At 40.5% G+C, this 17,810-nt stretch carries 11 protein-coding genes; 7 read left to right on the top strand and 4 right to left on the bottom strand.

Translation table 11 applies throughout. The features are described 5' to 3' along the window. Positions 1 to 7: 7 nt before the first annotated feature. From I585_RS08200 to I585_RS08190, 3 genes are read right to left on the bottom strand one after another with little or no spacing between them, the layout of a single operon-like run. Entirely contained in the window at positions 8 to 925 is a 918-nt protein-coding gene (locus tag I585_RS08200; RefSeq protein ID WP_010742844.1) for an osmoprotectant ABC transporter substrate-binding protein, read from the bottom strand. 3 nt (positions 926 to 928) lie between these two features. Continuing rightward, positions 929 to 1,564: an ABC transporter permease gene (locus I585_RS08195; protein ID WP_010742845.1), complete on the bottom strand. Its 636-nt coding sequence runs from the start codon at positions 1,562 to 1,564 to the stop codon at positions 929 to 931. Positions 1,565 to 1,566: 2 nt separating this feature from the next. Next, positions 1,567 to 2,739 (bottom strand): betaine/proline/choline family ABC transporter ATP-binding protein, encoded by a 1,173-nt coding sequence (locus tag I585_RS08190; protein ID WP_010742846.1) that lies wholly within the window; start codon positions 2,737 to 2,739, stop codon positions 1,567 to 1,569. Positions 2,740 to 3,292: 553 nt separating this feature from the next. Here I585_RS08190 and queA point away from each other — a divergent pair. Continuing rightward, entirely contained in the window at positions 3,293 to 4,324 is a 1,032-nt protein-coding gene (queA, locus tag I585_RS08185) for a tRNA preQ1(34) S-adenosylmethionine ribosyltransferase-isomerase QueA (protein ID WP_010742847.1), read from the top strand. Between the two features lie 595 nt (positions 4,325 to 4,919). Further along, positions 4,920 to 7,562: a cation-translocating P-type ATPase gene (locus I585_RS08180; protein ID WP_010742848.1), complete on the top strand. Its 2,643-nt coding sequence runs from the start codon at positions 4,920 to 4,922 to the stop codon at positions 7,560 to 7,562. An 84-nt stretch (positions 7,563 to 7,646) separates the two neighbouring features. On the opposite strand, the gene adhE (I585_RS08175) is transcribed toward I585_RS08180, so the two are convergent. Continuing rightward, positions 7,647 to 10,247, bottom strand: coding sequence for a bifunctional acetaldehyde-CoA/alcohol dehydrogenase (adhE, locus tag I585_RS08175; protein ID WP_010742849.1), 2,601 nt, complete (start codon positions 10,245 to 10,247; stop codon positions 7,647 to 7,649). 408 nt (positions 10,248 to 10,655) lie between these two features. Between adhE (I585_RS08175) and tgt the strand changes: the two genes are divergently transcribed. The 5 genes from tgt to I585_RS08150 all read left to right on the top strand — a co-directional run bounded on the left by tgt (position 10,656) and on the right by I585_RS08150 (position 17,798). Continuing rightward, the gene (gene tgt, locus I585_RS08170; protein ID WP_010742850.1) at positions 10,656 to 11,801 is read left to right on the top strand and encodes a tRNA guanosine(34) transglycosylase Tgt; all 1,146 of its coding nucleotides are present in this window, start codon (positions 10,656 to 10,658) and stop codon (positions 11,799 to 11,801) included. Positions 11,802 to 11,887: 86 nt separating this feature from the next. After that, the gene (gene yajC, locus I585_RS08165) at positions 11,888 to 12,256 is read left to right on the top strand and encodes a preprotein translocase subunit YajC (protein WP_010742851.1); all 369 of its coding nucleotides are present in this window, start codon (positions 11,888 to 11,890) and stop codon (positions 12,254 to 12,256) included. Between the two features lie 276 nt (positions 12,257 to 12,532). Then, positions 12,533 to 14,134 (top strand): prealbumin-like fold domain-containing protein, encoded by a 1,602-nt coding sequence (locus I585_RS08160; RefSeq protein ID WP_010742852.1) that lies wholly within the window; start codon positions 12,533 to 12,535, stop codon positions 14,132 to 14,134. A 294-nt stretch (positions 14,135 to 14,428) separates the two neighbouring features. After that, complete coding sequence (gene adhE, locus I585_RS08155) at positions 14,429 to 17,029, top strand: bifunctional acetaldehyde-CoA/alcohol dehydrogenase (RefSeq protein ID WP_010742853.1); 2,601 nt, start codon at positions 14,429 to 14,431, stop codon at positions 17,027 to 17,029. A 295-nt stretch (positions 17,030 to 17,324) separates the two neighbouring features. Continuing rightward, the gene (locus I585_RS08150) at positions 17,325 to 17,798 is read left to right on the top strand and encodes a hypothetical protein (protein WP_010742854.1); all 474 of its coding nucleotides are present in this window, start codon (positions 17,325 to 17,327) and stop codon (positions 17,796 to 17,798) included. The last annotated feature ends 12 nt before the right edge of the window (positions 17,799 to 17,810 follow it).

Here is a 17,810-nt window from a genome sequence, read left to right as displayed (position 1 = left end):
TGTTGCTTCACTCCTTCTCGAAATAGTTGTGTTGTTTTAGGAAATCTTCAGCAATAACAGAAGGTTCCACTAAATCATTATCTGCACGATAGTTTAGTTTTTGCATTTCTCTAGTATTGATTGTTCCTTCCAGACGTTTTAAAGCTGTCCGAATTTTTGGATTTTTCGCTAATACCTCATCGGTGGCGATCGCCGCTGCATCGTAAGGCGGGAAGAAATGTAAGTCATCTTCCAGCATAACCAAGTCGTAGCTGGCAATCCGTCCATCTGTTGAGTAGCCTAAAACAATATCCATTTTGCCTGCTTCAACGGCATCGTAAACGAGACCAATCTGCATCGGTAAAATCGAAGAAAACTCAAAGCCATAGGTCTCTTTGAAACCATCATAGCCATCGCCTTCTCGAGTGATCCAAGCAGTATCGACCCCGGCCTTCAATTCGCCGGCATGTTTTTTCAAATCGCTGACTTTTTTCAAGTTGTATTTTTCAGCCGTGTCTTTACGAACTAAGAAAACATAGGTATTGTCAAAGCCGTAAGAAGAAAACCAAGTTTGATGATATCGTTTTTCGAATTCTGTTTTAACCGTATCAAAGGCTTTTTTCGGATCTTTTTCCGCTGGCAAGCCTAAGGTAGTTGTTAAGTCTGTTCCGGTATAACGAGCTGCCGAAATGGAAGCGTCTTTGTTCATCATCGCTTGATGATTGATCGTTGTTGTGGCCAAATTATTAATAATCGTAGTATCTAGATCGGTATAATGCTTGATCATTCCAGAAACCAAGTTCGCTAAAATTTGTGTCTCAGAAGTAATTCCGCCGGTGATCCCAATCGTGTTTTCGCTATCGTTAGAAGCTAAACCAGGAAAGGAGCAGCTACTTAGAAATAGGAGTGAAAGACCGAGTAAGGCGAATGTTTTTAATTTTTTCATGCATTACTCCTCCTTCCTTAAAGCTGCAGGGGTCATGTGGTCTTCTAGGAGACCTAATAACAGATCGACAATTAAAGCCATCAAAATAACCGGCACAGTTCCGGCAATAATCAACGGCGGTTGGAAGTTGTTCAGCCCGCTGAAGATTAAATCACCTAAACCACCTGCGCCGATATAAGAAGCTAAAGTAGCCCACGCGATAACATACACGGCAGCTAAACGAATCCCCGCCATGATTGTTGGGACCGCGATCGGTAATTCCACCGTAAAAATGGATTGCAGATTGGTCATTCCCATACCCTTAGCGACATCACGATAATTGCGATCGACATTTTTCATCCCGATAAACGTATTACGTAAAATCGGCAATAAAGAATAAATAAACAGAGCGATGATCGCAGGAAGCTTTCCGACACCGAAGAATGGGATCATTAATGCCAGTAAAGCGAGTGACGGGACAGTTTGTAACACGCTGGCGATCCCGATCACGAGTCCTGAGATTTTAGGCAGCCGAGTTAAGACAATTCCTAAAGGGACGGCGACTAAAATGCCAAGTCCTAACGCAATAGCAGAAATATACAAATGTTCAGCGCTTTTTGTCAGCATTTGCCCACCATATTCATTGATGAATGCTTGCATAATTACGCCTCCTCACTTGTTATGCTTTCAGCCGCATCTCCGAAAGTATCTTCTTCACCCCAAAGAACATCATAGATGATATCCACGAGCGATACCCTCGTTAGGATGCCGACTAAATGTTTGCTGTCATTTACGACGGGAACATATTTTACGCCGCGTTTCAGGATCCGTTGCAAACTATCGCGGACCAGTGCGGATTCTTTCACATAGAAAACATTTGGATTGATAATATCGCCGATACTGGTGGCCTTGCCATGACGGCGTTCGCGGTCGATTGTTTCAACATCAACAAAGCCTTTTAAAACATTGTCTTCATCGACGATCAATAAGGTATCTACCCGTTTTTCCCGCATCAAACGAATCGCATTTTGCAAACTCTTCTCTGGTGTAATAGAGACGGCAGTATGCATCATGATTTCACCCACTGTTGTGGTATCTGGTTTTGCTTGCAGCAATCGATCTTCACCTAAAAGTTCTTCTACAAATTCATTGGCTGGATGCTGCAAAATATTTTCCGGCGTATCAAATTGGATCACTTTTCCGTTGTCCATGATAGCGATCCGGTTGGCCAATTTCAGCGCTTCATCCATGTCGTGAGTAACGAAAACGATCGTCTTTCCTAGACGTTCTTGCAAGTCCTTCACAAGGTCTTGTAAAGAATCACGGGTTATCGGATCTAAGGCACCGAAAGGTTCGTCCATCAAGATGACGTCTTGGTCCGCAGCGAGCGCACGAACAACCCCGATACGTTGCTGTTGTCCACCTGATAATTCATGGGGATAACGATCCAGCATATCGCGCGGCAGTTCAACTAAGTCAATCATTTTTTCGGCCGTCTTGTTTTGCTCTTCTTTGTCTACCTTCAACAAACGTTGTACGAGAGTAATGTTGTCACGAATCGTCATATGCGGCATTAAACCAATATTTTGGATGACGTAACCGATCTGACGGCGTAATTCAACCGGGTTTTTCTTTTGGATATCTTCACCATTGATAGTGATTGTGCCTTTTGTGGGATCGATCATGCGGTTAATCATCCGCATTGTCGTAGTTTTTCCGCTACCGCTGGTTCCGATTAGGCAAATGAATTCTCCCTTATCAAAAGAGAGTGTAATATCTTCAACTGCTACTTTATTTCCATTGTATATTTTGGAAACGTGGTCAAATTCAATCATTTTTTCACTCCTTCTTCATATTAAAAAACTAGTCGTTCTAATGAAAAATTATTCCTGATTCCAATCCGTATGCTGAAATGTTCTCTCGGCCGAACAAGGTCTGCACCTGCGAAAATGAGAAAGGATTTTACAAAATTTATTCTCAAAATCGATTGCATATAATCCAACGAATCTTGTAAAAATATGCGGCGAAAGGCGCATCCTGAAACTAGCAAAACGGCATCTTGAATGTAAAAAATTTAACATACTTATAATTTAAGTATGCAACAAAGGACGATTAAAAACAAATAGACTGATTTGTTTTGGTCAATACATCGCGATGGAAATCATTATTTTTGATCATTAAATAACGTTTTCTTTGTCGTGTTTACATGGGTTGTTTATCATAAAGGAAGATTGAATGAGAGAATAAAAAAACAATTTTTTAATAATCGAAAGAATTCTTTTCAAATGGGATCATTTTTTTTTAATCCATTCATGAGAAAGGAAACGCCGCTGTACTTTTCAATGGGAATGCTCCGTGATAGAATAGCGGAGGAAAAGAGGAGAAGCTATGTTAACCACAGAAGATTTTGATTTTGATTTACCAGAAGAATTAATTGCCCAGACCCCTCTAGAAAAGCGCGACAGTTCACGATTGCTAGTCTTAGATCGAGAAACGGGTCATATTTCAGATAAGCATTTTGATGAGATCCTTGAGGAGTTGAATCCTGGGGACGCTCTAGTCATGAATGACACACGCGTTTTACCGGCTCGTTTGTATGGAGAAAAGCCTGAAACGGGAGGTCATCTAGAAGTCTTGCTGCTGAACAACACACAAGGAGATGAATGGGAGACCTTGATTAAGCCTGCACGTCGGGCAAAAGTCGGTACTCAGATCGTCTTTGGTGATGGTCGTTTGCGAGCAGAAGTTATGGAAGAACTGGAGCACGGCGGACGAATCGTGGAATTTACTTATGAAGGTATTTTCTTAGAGAATTTGGAATCACTAGGTGAAATGCCGTTGCCGCCTTATATCAAAGAGCGCTTGGAAGATCCAGAACGTTATCAAACTGTTTATGCAAAAGAGAACGGTTCGGCAGCAGCTCCGACTGCAGGGTTGCATTTTACCCCCGAACTACTAGAAAGAATTGCAGCAAAGGGTGTGAAGTTGGTCTATTTGACATTGCATGTTGGACTGGGAACCTTCCGCCCTGTCAGTGTAGACAATATTTCCGAACATCAAATGCATAGTGAATTCTATCGTTTGACGGAAGAAGCAGCGGCTCAATTGAATGATGTTCGTGCTGCTGGCGGGAAAATCATTGCGGTTGGAACCACTTCGATCCGTACTTTGGAAACAATCGGAACGAAATTCGATGGCGAGATTAAGGCCGACAGCGGTTGGACCGATATCTTTATTACGCCGGGATATGAGTTTAAAATTGTCCAAGCCTTTTCGACGAACTTTCATTTACCTAAATCAACTTTAGTAATGTTAGTGAGTGCATTTGCGGGACGCGAAGAAACATTAGCTGCTTACCATCATGCGATTGAAGAACGGTATCGTTTCTTCAGCTTTGGCGATGCAATGTTTGTTAAATAATAGAAGAAAGGCCAACGAATTTTTTCGTTGGCCTTTCTGAGCAGCAAAAAAGCCAGGCTCTCGACTGCCTGGCTCTTAGAATATCGGAAGGATTAGTTCATTCGAATTTTATATTACTTTTATGATACATGCAAAGTATTACATGAATTTCTTGACTATAAACATAAATATTTGTTTTTACTACGTTTTCACTTTTATTCAGTTTTAAAGAAACTTTTCTAACTTACGTATCTTTTTACTTGTGTGTTTGATGTACTACTCAACCTGTGATACGCATTCACTATTTATAAGGAAATACTTCACACGCATACTATTAACAACTTTTAGGTGAATCTTGTATTACTAACAATTTTTATTGTTTACTTTTTTCTACTTTCTTATCGAGAAATCCTTCGAATGATCTAAGTTCCTCCTTCCTTGTATCTATAATATAGCACAACTCAGTAGTTTTTGGAAGCGATTACACTTAGTTATTTTGAATGTTTCTTTTTGTTACTTTTTGACGAAAGGACAAGGTGTATACTTTGAGTTCTGTGTCTTTTCTGTGTTATAGTAAATATATAAAGAGGTTTTTTATAACGCAAGGAGGAATAGGATGGAACCCTACAAAGAGACGGTTGATGCCGTGATCAGTGAATATCAAGCTGATTTAGATAATGGACTGACAGAGAATAGTGTTGAAGAAAAAATAAAAAATAACGGAAAAAATAAATTTGAAGAAGCGCCGAAGGAATCATTGGCGAAAAAGTTTTTCCATAGTCTGACGGATTTCACTACGATTATATTATTGGTGGCAGCAGTGATATCGCTGTACACCGCGATTGCTACTGATCATGGCGACTATTTTGAGAGCTTTTTGATCATTGCGATTGTCGTGATCAACTCAGTTTTAGCAATTGTTCAAGAAGGCAATGCAGAAAAGGCATTATCCGCATTACAGGATATGAACAAACAAACGGCCACTGTTATACGTGACGGTAAGCAGCAGGAGATTGACGCTGAAGAATTAGTACCAGGAGATACATTATTACTGGAATCCGGTTCGATGATTACTGCTGACGCTCGTATTGCAGAAGCATCACAGCTGCGAGTGGAAGAATCAGCATTGACAGGTGAAAGCGAACCAGTCATGAAAGACTCGGAATATCTGGGAGAAGCAGATGATGCATTAGGCGATCGTTTGAATATGCTTTATAAAGGTTCGACTGTAGTCAATGGCCGCGGTAAGGCGATTATTACTGCAACGGGCATGGAAACCGAGATGGGAAAGATTGCTGGACTCTTAAATAGCGATGAAAATCAAAAAACACCTCTGCAAAAACGATTAAATCAATTAGGCAAACGAATCAGTTTGATCGCTTTGGCAGCTGCGGCTTTTGTGTTTTTCATCGGAGAGATGCAAGGCGAACCAATGTTGGATATGTTCATCACGGCGATTTCTTTAGCAGTAGCCGCTGTTCCGGAAACATTGACCGTTATTGTGACACTGACTTTGGCATTTGGCGTCCAGAAGATGGCACAGAAAAATGCGATTATTCGTCGATTGCCTGCGGTGGAAACACTTGGTTCAGCCAATGTCATTTGTTCAGATAAAACTGGTACCTTGACACAAAATAAAATGCGGGTCCGTCGAGTATGGACGCATGGCGATTCTGTCGTAGATACTGAAGAGGGTATGACGGAAGAGGCAATGGAAGTCTTAAGTATTGCGGCTTTGTGTACCGATGTTGTTGTAGAAAATGATGACAATGAATTGGAAATCAAAGGAAATCCGACAGAAGCTGCGATTGTTCGTGCAGTAGAAGAAAATTACCATACGAAAGCTGAATTGGAAGAAAAATATCCGCGAATTGGAGAAATACCTTTCGACTCTGAGCGAAAGATGATGACGACAGTACATAAGCGCGGGAAAAAATTTATTTCCATCACTAAAGGTGCTTTCGATGTTTTACTACCAAAATTTCATTATGGCGATGTAGATCAGGCTGCGATTGTTAATGACCGCTTTGGGAAAAAAGCCTTGCGGGTTATTGCTGTGGGCTATGCGATCCATGAAGAAGAGCCGAAAGAAATTACCTCGGAAGCGTTGGAAAAGAATCTGCGTTTGATGGGTCTGATCGGAATGATCGATCCGCCGCGTCCAGAATCAAAAGCCGCGATTGCGCGTGCTAAAAAAGCAGGGATCAAAACAGTCATGATCACAGGAGACCATGTTGTAACTGCTGGAGCGATCGCCAAAGAACTTGGCATTATGAAGAGTCGTAAAGAAGCGATTTCTGGGGCTCAACTGCAAAAAATGACCGATGAAGAGTTAGACGGCCGAGTGAAGAACTTGTCTGTTTATGCACGAGTGACGCCGGAAGATAAGATCCGAATCGTTAAATCTTGGCAACGAACAGGTGCGGTTGTAGCGATGACCGGTGATGGCGTAAATGATGCGCCGGCTTTGAAAGCTAGTGATGTAGGTTGTGCAATGGGGATTACCGGAACGGACGTGGCCAAAGGTGCGGCCGATATGGTATTGACCGATGACAATTTTGCGACGATCGTTGATGCGGTAGCTCGTGGACGGTCAGTTTATCAAGGAATCCGTAAAGCGATCAATTTCTTGTTGAGCTGTAATATCTCTGAGATCTTTATCGTAGTCATTGCGATGCTGCTTGGTTGGGGAGCACCGTTTACAGCTGTTCAATTGTTGTTTGTTAACGTAGTAGCCGATGGATTGCCAGGTTTTGCCTTAGGTAGAGAACCGGCAGAAGCTGGAATCATGGATGAAAAACCGATTCCTCGTGATGAGGGAATCTTTGCTCGCGGGTTATGGCAGAAGATCGGTCTAAATGCTGCGATCTTTACGGTTGTGACTTTGATTGGTTTTTACATTGGGGCATTTGTTGAGCATGTCAGCTACTTTACACCACCAAGCTTAGAAGTTGGTCAAACAGTGGCATTTCTAGTGTTGGCGTTCTCGTCGATCTTGCATGTCTTTAATGTACGCAGCAGCAAATCGATCTTCAAAATCGATTTGGCAACGAACAAATCATTGGCACAAATGGCTTGGTTAGCGCTTGGGATCACAACAGCGATTGCTTTGATTCCGCAAACTCAGGAACTGTTCTATCTTGTTCCGATCAGCATGAATCATTGGGTAATTGCGATCTTGCTATCCATAGTTCCGATTGTTGTGACTGAATTGATCAAGTTCCATAAAGCACCCGAAGTAGATCCGGAAAATATTTAAACTAAAAAACCTTCGATGACGAAAATCATCGAAGGTTTTTTTGCAGTGATGACCACTGCTTAGGAGTAAAACGATCCTGCCGTATTACGCTTTGTAATCGTAAGCTGTCACGATAATTCCTTTCAATTCGCTGATCAATGGTTCTTTTGGATTGGCAGTTGTACATTGATCTTCATAAGCCAATTCAGCCATCCGATCTACCGTTGAATCCAAGGTTTCTTGCGTCACGCCTTGTGCTTTCAAGCTCATGTCGATACCGACCTTCAAGCCCAGTTCATAAACTTCTGTAATTAATGCTTCCACTAATTCTTCTGTTGTTTTTCCTTTCAAGCCTAAGAATTTCGCGATATCTGCGTAATCAGTGTCTGCACGGAAGTAGTCATATTTAGGGAACATCGCATGTTTTTGCGGATCTTTGGCATTGTAACGGATGATATGAGGCAATAGAATTGCGTTCGTACGTCCGTGAGGAATGCCGTATTCTCCACCAATTTTATGTGCGATTGAGTGACAAATTCCCAAGAAGGCATTAGCGAATGCCATACCAGCCATTGCTGAGGCGTTATGCATTTTTTCGCGAGCAGTCTCATCGCCAGTCTTAACCGATTCTTCAAGGTAATCGAAGACGATCTTGATGGCTTGCAAGCTTAAGCCGCGCGTATAATCTGATGCCATTACTGAAACGTATGACTCGATTGCGTGAGTCAACACATCCATCCCTGTATCCGCCGCGATCGACTTAGGTAAAGTTAAGACAAATTGTGGATCAATGATCGCCACGTTTGGCGTTAAGGCATAATCCGCCAATGGGTATTTCACATGGGTTTCGCTATCTGTAATAACCGCAAACGGTGTTACTTCGGCACCAGTACCAGAAGTAGTCGGAATACAAACTAATTGTGTTTTTTCTGGAGGCGCAATACCGTAAGTCCGTTTACGAATATCCAAGAATTTTTGTTTCGCGCCGAAGAATGACGTATCTGGGTGTTCAAAGAACATCCACATGCCTTTCGCCGCATCCATCGCAGAACCACCACCAAGCGCGATGATCGTGTCAGGTTGGAAGTTTACGATCATTTCTAACCCTTTGTATACAGTATTCGTAGAAGGATTTGGTTCAACATCAGAGAAGACTTCTACTTTCACATCATTTTTACGTCTGCCGAGGGCTTCCCGTACGATGTCAGCATAACCAAATTGAACCATACCTGGATCACAAACAAGCATGACACGTTCCACATTTTCCATTTGAGCCAGATACAATAGAGAGTTCTTTTCAAAGTAGATCTTTGGTGGAAGTTTAAACCATTGCATGTTTTTTCTCCGTTTCGCTACAGTTTTGATATTGATCAAGTCAAGAGCAGAGACGTTATGAGAGACTGAGTTCTTCCCATAAGAGCCGCAGCCCAACGTTAGTGATGGAATCAATTCATTGTAGATATCACCGATGCCGCCTTCAGAAGATGGTGAGTTGACCAATATCCGACATGCTTTCATACGCAAACTGAAATCTAATTCAACATCGGGATCTTCTGTATGGATTACTGCTGTATGACCGAGTCCGCCTAACTCCAGCATCCCTTCAGATAAATCAAGACCATGCTCGGTATTATTCGATTTGATCATTGCTAGAACAGGTGATAATTTTTCACGAGAAAGCGGATAATCCGGGCCGACTCCGTCTAACTCCGCAATCAGCATCTTGGTGCCTTCTGGAACTCCGATACCTGCTAAGTCAGCAATTGCTTTAGCGGAGAAGCCGACGATTTTAGGATTAACTGCATACTTTCCTTCGTTCATGACAACAGCTTCTAATTGACGCAATTCATTTTTCTTAACGAAGTAAACCTGATGTGCTTGGAATTCTTTCTTCACACCTTCATAGATTTCTTTGTCAACGATGACCGCTTGTTCAGAAGCACAAATCATTCCGCTGTCAAAGGTTTTTGATACAAGTAAATCATTGACCGCGCGTTTGATATTAGCGGTTTTCTCGATATAAGATGGCACGTTCCCTGGTCCTACACCTAAAGCGGGCTTCCCGGTCGAGTAAGCCGATTTGACCATTGCGCCGCCTCCGGTTGCTAAGACAATCGCAATGCCGGGATGATTCATTAATCCTTGGGTTGCATCAAGTGAAGGTGTTTCAATCCATTGAATACAATTTTCAGGAGCCCCCGCCGCAACAGCCGCGTCACGCACGATTCGAGCTGCCTCTGCCGAACATTTTTGTGCGCTTGGATGGAAAGCGAAGACAATCGGATTACGAGTCTTAATCGCAATCAGCGATTTGAAAACAGTCGTTGACGTTGGATTAGTAGTCGGTGTTACACCGCAAATAACCCCCACAGGCTCAGCTATCTGGACAAGGTGCTTTTGTTTGTCCTCGTAGATCACCCCGGCGGTCTTATCGTGTTTGATATTGTTCCAGATGTATTCGGAAGCATACATATTTTTGATTGCTTTGTCCTCAACAACCCCACGACCCGTTTCATCTACTGCCATTTTTGCCAACAACATGTGTTTGTCCAGTGCTGCCATCGCCATTTCGTGAACGATATGGTCCACTTTTTCTTGATCAAAGCTAGATAAAACCTTTAATGCGTCGTTTCCTTTCGTTGCTAGGTCATTGACCATAGCCTCAACATCGATTGGTTCCTTCTTCTTCTCTGCCGCTTTAACCATTTCTTACCTCCTAATATTTTTTTACACATCCATCATAATTGGTATAGCTCTAAATGTAAACGCTTCCTTTAATTAAATATTCATTTCACAATAAGGAAATGTAAATATTATAAAATTAGAATAATATTAAAATAATTCCAGTTAAATAATTTGGTATAGGCTAAAAACGATCGTGAGGGGATTTTCGATTGCCAATAATCTGTTTAAATATTATCGAAAGAGCGGAATGTGCTATTTTGTTTTATTTGAATAAAATTAAAAAAACAAACTTTGTACTATTATGAACAATACTGTTTTTCTTCCTATAGGAAGTCTTAAGCTGCTCACGGAAAGTTGCAAAAGCAGGTTAAAACCAGTATTATGATACAAGTTGCAAACACATACATATAGAAGAAAGTAGGAAATTAAATGACTGAACCTGCCATTTCTTATCGTTTAATAAAGAAAGAAAAACATACAGGGGCGCGTCTTGGAGAAATCATCACGCCTCATGGAACATTTCCAACACCAATGTTCATGCCCGTAGGCACGCTGGCTACCGTAAAAACAATGTCTCCTGAGGATTTAAAAGAGATGGGAGCCGGTATCATCTTAAGTAACACGTACCATCTTTGGTTGCGTCCTGGCGAAGATTTAGTTGCTGAAGCAGGCGGACTGCACAAATTTATGAATTGGGATCAACCGATCTTAACAGATTCTGGCGGTTTCCAAGTTTTCTCATTAGCTGATATGCGTAATATCGTTGAAGAAGGCGTTCATTTTAAAAATCACTTGAATGGATCAAAAATGTTCTTGTCACCAGAAAAAGCGATCGACATTCAAAACAAATTAGGCTCAGATATCATGATGAGCTTTGATGAATGCCCGCCATTTGACGAAAGCTACGATTATGTCAAAAAATCGGTAGAACGTACTTCACGTTGGGCTGAACGCGGCCTGAATGCTCACGCCAATCCAGCAACACAAGGATTATTTGGAATTATTCAAGGTGCCGGTTTTGAGGATCTGCGTCGCCAAAGCGCGAAGGATCTAGTAAGCATGGATTTCCCTGGTTACTCTATCGGCGGCCTCTCTGTTGGTGAACCAAAAGAAGAAATGAATCGTGTATTGGAATTTACTACTCCGTTGATTCCAGAAAACAAACCTCGCTACTTGATGGGCGTCGGTGCGGCGGATTCATTGATTGACGGTGTTATTCGCGGTGTTGATATGTTCGACTGTGTATTGCCGACACGTATCGCTCGTAATGGGACATGTATGACATCTGCTGGACGCTTGGTTGTTAAAAACGCGAAGTATGCTCATGACTTCCGTCCTTTGGATGAAAAGTGTGACTGCTATACTTGTCGTAATTATACTCGGGCGTATATTCGTCACTTGATCCATTGTGATGAAACCTTTGGTATTCGTTTAACCTCTTATCATAATCTATATTTCTTGATCAACTTGATGAAGCAAGTGCGTCAAGCGATTATGGATGATAATTTATTAGAATTCCGCCAAGCATTCTTTGAAGAATACGGCTTTAACAAGCAAAACGCAAAAAGTTTTTAAAGGATAGATAAAAACTCTAGTGAAAGATTGAAAACTTTGTTACAGTTAAAAGTGGAATTACTAAGATTGCGAGGGGAAATTTAAAAATGGGAAACTTTTCAATGATTATCTTACTTGTGTTGATGCTGGGAATGTTCTTCATGATGAACCGTTCTCAAAAGAAACAACAGCAAGAACGTCAAGGTGTATTAGATGCAATGAAAGTTGGCGACAGTGTTGTAACGATTGGCGGCTTGCATGGTGTGATTTCTGAAATCAACAGCGGCGACAAGACAGTTACTTTGGACTGTGAAGGAATCTACCTAGTATTCGATCGTTCTTCAATCAGAACGGTTCAATCAGGTGTACGTCCTGCTGCAGCGCCTGTTGAAACAAAAGTTGTTGAACCAGAAACAACAGAGCCAGTTGAAACCGTAGTTGAAGAAACACCTGAAGATAAAACCGAAGATAAGTAGGAATTATTTCTTACATTAATATTTTCTGCTGGGAAGCGCGTATTTTTATACGCGCTTTTTTTGCGTTGTATAAAAAACCAGATTACTTACTAAGACTAAAAATTAAGAAAGATAAGATTTGAAAAACAGCTCAGTTACCCCTCATTTTTTGAGAAAATAAGGAAAAGCGATGTGTTAGACAGAGATTCATTAAAGACTGTTCATCGGAACAATGAATTTCAGGATAAATATTCTATTTTTGACTAGGAGAGAGGGAATTTATGGGAGGGGAAAAGAATGAGGAAAAGCATTTTGTCTGTTCTGATGTTGATTTTACTGCTAGGGTCCTATGCGGTGACTATGGGAACGATATGTCCGATAGTCTCGACCGCTGCAAACGATATTTCAGATAAAATCAGTCTTATTGATCTGAAGCTGGTAAAAGATACTGGCGGCGAAGTTTCGGAAGAAAACAAGATCCATGTGGATGATATCGTTCAAATGAATTACACAGTAAAAATCAATCAAGAGAAAAATGATGAGATTAGACCAGGAGATACCTTTACTGTTTCTTTGCCAGATGATCACTATTTTAGCAGCCACGAAAACCCGCCATCACTCCAACTAAAAGATGGGACGACGAATGAAATCTTTGGACTGGGCTCATTAAGTAAAAATTATTTTACCGTGACACTAAATAAACAGGCTGTCAGTCAGACAATGCTGAACAATCTGAAATTAACGGTCAAGCTGAAAGCGATAAAGGCAGGTAATAAAATCAACTTAGGCGGAAATGACTTTCTCAATAGTTCGACATTAGAAATTGTTGATTTACGGACTCCAATCGATGATTTGATTCAGGTGGTAACCAAAGTAGAAGGGGTTGAAGCTCTAAAGGATTTTAAAAACTTTGAATATGTACTTGTAGATAAGAGCGAATCAATAAATCCTATCGCTTATGGAATTACAGAAAGAAAGCTGAGTCAAAAAAATGATCCAGTCAATGTAGTTTTTTACAAAAATAAAACAGCTCAAGGAGAGTATCTAGATAGAATTGACGGAAATACGGGGGCGATGGGGTGGTCTTCGCTGTTAAAAGATAATCACAGCTATTTGATTCGGGAAATAACCAATCCAAGTTATTCAACGGTGATTACAGGAGGAGCGGGAGAAGGAGATCAGTACGAATACCAAATTGAAAACACTCAAACAGCCCGCTTTTTGATTTTGAATCGACCGACAGTGAAAGAACAGTTTTCAAATGAGTTTGTGGCTGTCCCTGCGCTGGCGATTCCTCAAATGAGAAAAGAACCCCAAGAGAAACCTGCTGCAAAACAAAAAGCTAAAGAAAATGCAATGAAGTATCAGGCAGCACCATCATCATCTTCTTCCACCTCTGAAGAAGAGACGAAAGATGAGAAAGGAATTACTTTAACCAAAATAGATTCATCGACAGGCGATAAACTTCAAGGAGCCAAGTTCGAATTGAAAAATGCAGAAGGAGAGGAGTTGTATCTTCGAAAAGAACTAATTACCGATGAAAATGGAAAGCTTCATATTAACCCGCTGCCTGCAGGTAACTACTCTTTGGTAGAAGTAGGGGCTCCAGAAGGCTATCAACTTGATAGTGACCCGCTAGAATTTACTTTTGATAAAGAGGATCAATTCTTGGCACTGACAAAGGAAAATACAAAGGAAGGAAAAGCTGCTCCTGTGAAAAAAGTATTCCCTAAAGAAACGGAAACTAGCCAAAAAGCAAGCGGCGAACAAACAAATGAATCACCTTCAAATTCAACAAAGAAACAGTATCCGCAAACTGGTATGGCGGAAAATAAGTTTCTTTCACTGCTCGGTGGCGGCTTACTCGCTGTAGTATGGATCTTTCTCAAAAAAAAATAGTTAAAAACGAAACTGGTTAGCAAAGGACGGCTGATCAGTTTTTTTATATTTATCTTTTTTGAATCAGATAGAAATCTGTCTGGTAAAAAAAAACATTGTGAAAAAAGTTCTTTGGAAGTCTCTATCTTTTTTGAATCTCTCAAAAAAACAGATGTTCCTTACTCATTGTTTTAATGGCATTTGTTAATAAAAAATATTAGTGTGAAAAATATCACAAAAACTGTTTACAAACAGGAATCAGTGTTGTATGATATCTATGTGAAAAGTAACACAAAAATTTTTAGGAGGATACACATGGCTAAAGCGATTGAAAAGGAAAAAAACACGGTTAGTGTTGAGCAAGTGATTGACGAACTAGCGACAAAAGCAAATGTTGCTCTGAAAGAAATGGAAGATTTCGATCAAGAAAAAGTTGACCATATCGTTCACGAAATGGCAATGGCTGCACTAGACAAGCACATGATGTTGGCAAAAATGGCGGTTGAAGAAACTGGCCGCGGAGTTGTTGAAGATAAAGCCATCAAAAACATGTATGCATCAGAATATATCTGGAACAGCATTAAACATGATAAAACAGTTGGTGTAATCGGCGAAGACAAACAAAAAGGCTTAATTGAAGTTGCCGGACCTGTCGGAGTTGTTTGTGGGGTAACGCCTACGACAAACCCAACTTCTACTACAATCTTTAAATCAATGATCGCATTAAAAACAGGGAATCCAATTGTATTTGCATTCCACCCAAGTGCTCAAAAATGTTCGGCTGAAGCTGCACGTATCGTTCGTGATGCTGCAATCGCAGCGGGCGCTCCTGAAAACTGTATCCAATGGATCGAAAAGCCATCGATCGACGCAACATCAATGTTAATGAACCACCCTGGCGTAGCAATCGTTCTTGCGACTGGCGGACCAGGCATGGTTAAATCAGCATACTCTACTGGTAAACCAGCTTTAGGTGTAGGTGCTGGTAACGTTCCTTCATATATTGAAAAAACTGCGAAAATCAAACGTGCAGTAAATGACTTGATCGTATCAAAATCATTTGATAATGGTATGATCTGTGCTTCTGAACAAGCGGTCATCGTTGACAAAGAAGTCTACGAAGAAGTGAAAGCTGAATTCCAAGCGCATCAAGTATACGTAGTGAAAAAAGCAGAATTAAAGAGATTAGAAGACGCTGTAATGAACGAAGGCAAATATGCAGTTAACCCTGCAATCGTTGGTCATTCAGCTGAAGATATCGCACAACGTGCAGGTATCAAGGTTCCTGCAGGCACAAAAATTCTGATTGCAGAATTAGACGGCGTAGGCGCTGATTATCCATTATCACGTGAAAAACTTTCTCCAGTTTTAGCAATGATCAAAGCAAACGATCATGTACATGGATTCGATCTTTGCCAAGGAATGCTTGAATTAGGCGGATTGGGACATACAGCGGTTATCCATACTGAAGACGAAGACTTGCAAGTGAAATTTGGTTTGCGTATGAAAGCTTGCCGTATCTTAGTAAATTCACCATCTGCTGAAGGCGGTATCGGTGATATCTACAATGAAATGATCCCATCATTGACTCTTGGTTGTGGTTCATACGGTAAGAACTCTGTATCTAAGAACGTATCTGCTATTAACTTAATCAATGTTAAAACTATAGCGAAACGGAGAAATAATATGCAATGGTTTAAATTACCGTCAAAAATCTACTTCGAAAAGAACTCTCTATTGTATTTGACACAAATGGAAAACGTTGAACGTGTTATGTTAGTTTGTGACCCTGGTATGGTTCAATTCGGTTACGCTGACATCGTTCGCGAAGTTCTTGGACGTCGTAAAAATGACGTGAAAATCGAAGTTTTCTCTGATGTTGAACCTAACCCTTCAACAAACACTGTTTATAAAGGCTTAGAAGTATTCAACGACTTCCAACCTGATACAGTAATCGCTCTTGGTGGTGGTTCTGCAATGGATGCGGCGAAAGGTATGTGGATGTTCTTTGAACACCCAGACACTTCATTCTTCGGCGCGAAACAAAAATTCTTGGATATCCGTAAACGGACGTACAATATCGGCAAACCTGAAAAAACTCAGTTCGTATGTATCCCAACAACTTCTGGTACTGGTTCTGAAGTAACACCATTTGCCGTTATTACAGATAGTGAAACACATGTGAAATACCCATTAGCAGACTACGCATTGACTCCAGATGTAGCGATCGTAGACCCTCAATTTGTAATGACAGTACCTGCTTCAGTTACTGCTGATACTGGTATGGACGTATTGACTCACGCAATCGAGTCTTATGTATCTGTTATGGCTTCTGACTATACACGTGGTTTAAGTTTACAAGCGATCAAGATCGTCTTTGAAAACCTTGATAAATCAGTGAAAACAGCAGATCCAGAAGCGCGTGAAAAAATGCATAACGCATCAGCAATGGCTGGTATGGCATTTGCTAATGCCTTCTTGGGAATTTGTCACTCAATCGCACATAAAATTGGTGGAGAATACGGCATTCCTCACGGACGTACGAACGCAATTCTATTGCCTCATATCATCCGTTACAATGCTAAAGATCCGCAAAAACATGCGATGTTCCCTAAATATGACTACTTCCGTGCAGACACTGACTATGCAGATATTGCGAAATTCTTAGGACTTAAAGGCAATACAACAGCAGAATTAGTTGAAGCGTTGATCGAAGCGGTTTACAACTTAGGAACAGAAGTTGGGATTGACATGAACTTGAAAGCGCAAGGCGTGACTCAAGAAACGTTGAATACAACAGTTGATCGTATGTCAGAATTGGCTTATGAAGATCAATGTACAACAGCAAATCCTAAAGAACCATTGATCAGTGAGTTGAAAGAAATCATCGTAACAGCTTACGATTACAAAGCATAGAGCTTAGCAAGGGTCCTCAATATGAGGGCTCTTTTTTTTGATAAATCGGAAGAAAGACAAATACGATACAATTTTTTGCGTAAAAATCTAATGGTATAAGAACAAGTTATCAAAGCCTAAAATTGATATTCAGCGACTAATTATAAAAAATTTTTCATATTTTTTAGAAAAAAAATAATTCTGATTTTTTTTATTTAAAATGTTCAGTTTTTTTAGACAAAATGAATCTCTTTGATTGTTATAGCCTGTGAAAAACGATAGACTAGGATTAGGATGAGAAGAAAGGTTCGAGGGCATGGAGAAACTGAAACGTGAGTTAGAAGAATTAGGAAACTTAAATGCGCGACTAGGTGCATTAATTGATTATTTAGTAAATGAAAAAAAATTGATGGCCAGTAAAGCCAATCATATCTTTATGCTAGACATGCAAGATTATGTCGCTGCGATGAATCAATTTGCTCCTTCAGAGTCGAAAATTTCTGTGACACCTCCTGAAATCAAACAAATCAATCATCTGCTGACACAACAATACGAATTGTTGAAGCTTGTCGAAAGAGATTACACTCGTCTCGAAGCTTCTGGAAAATTACCAGAGGATCTGACGTTTGATGAGAGTAAGAAAAAATATTTTAGACGTTTGAAAATTATTAATCAATTATTACTGCAAGACAATATCTTTTTTCAGTCAATGCTGGATGCCAAAAAAATTAGTGGAAACATCCGGATTGGTGAAAAGAAAAGTTGGCTTCAGCGAATATTTAGAAGGTAAAGAAACTCATTT

The organism is Enterococcus malodoratus ATCC 43197 (assembly GCF_000407185.1).
Lineage (GTDB): Bacteria > Bacillota > Bacilli > Lactobacillales > Enterococcaceae > Enterococcus_A > Enterococcus_A malodoratus.
Note: the sequence above shows the minus strand (reverse complement) of the source record. Positions and strands in the feature narration are given on the sequence as shown.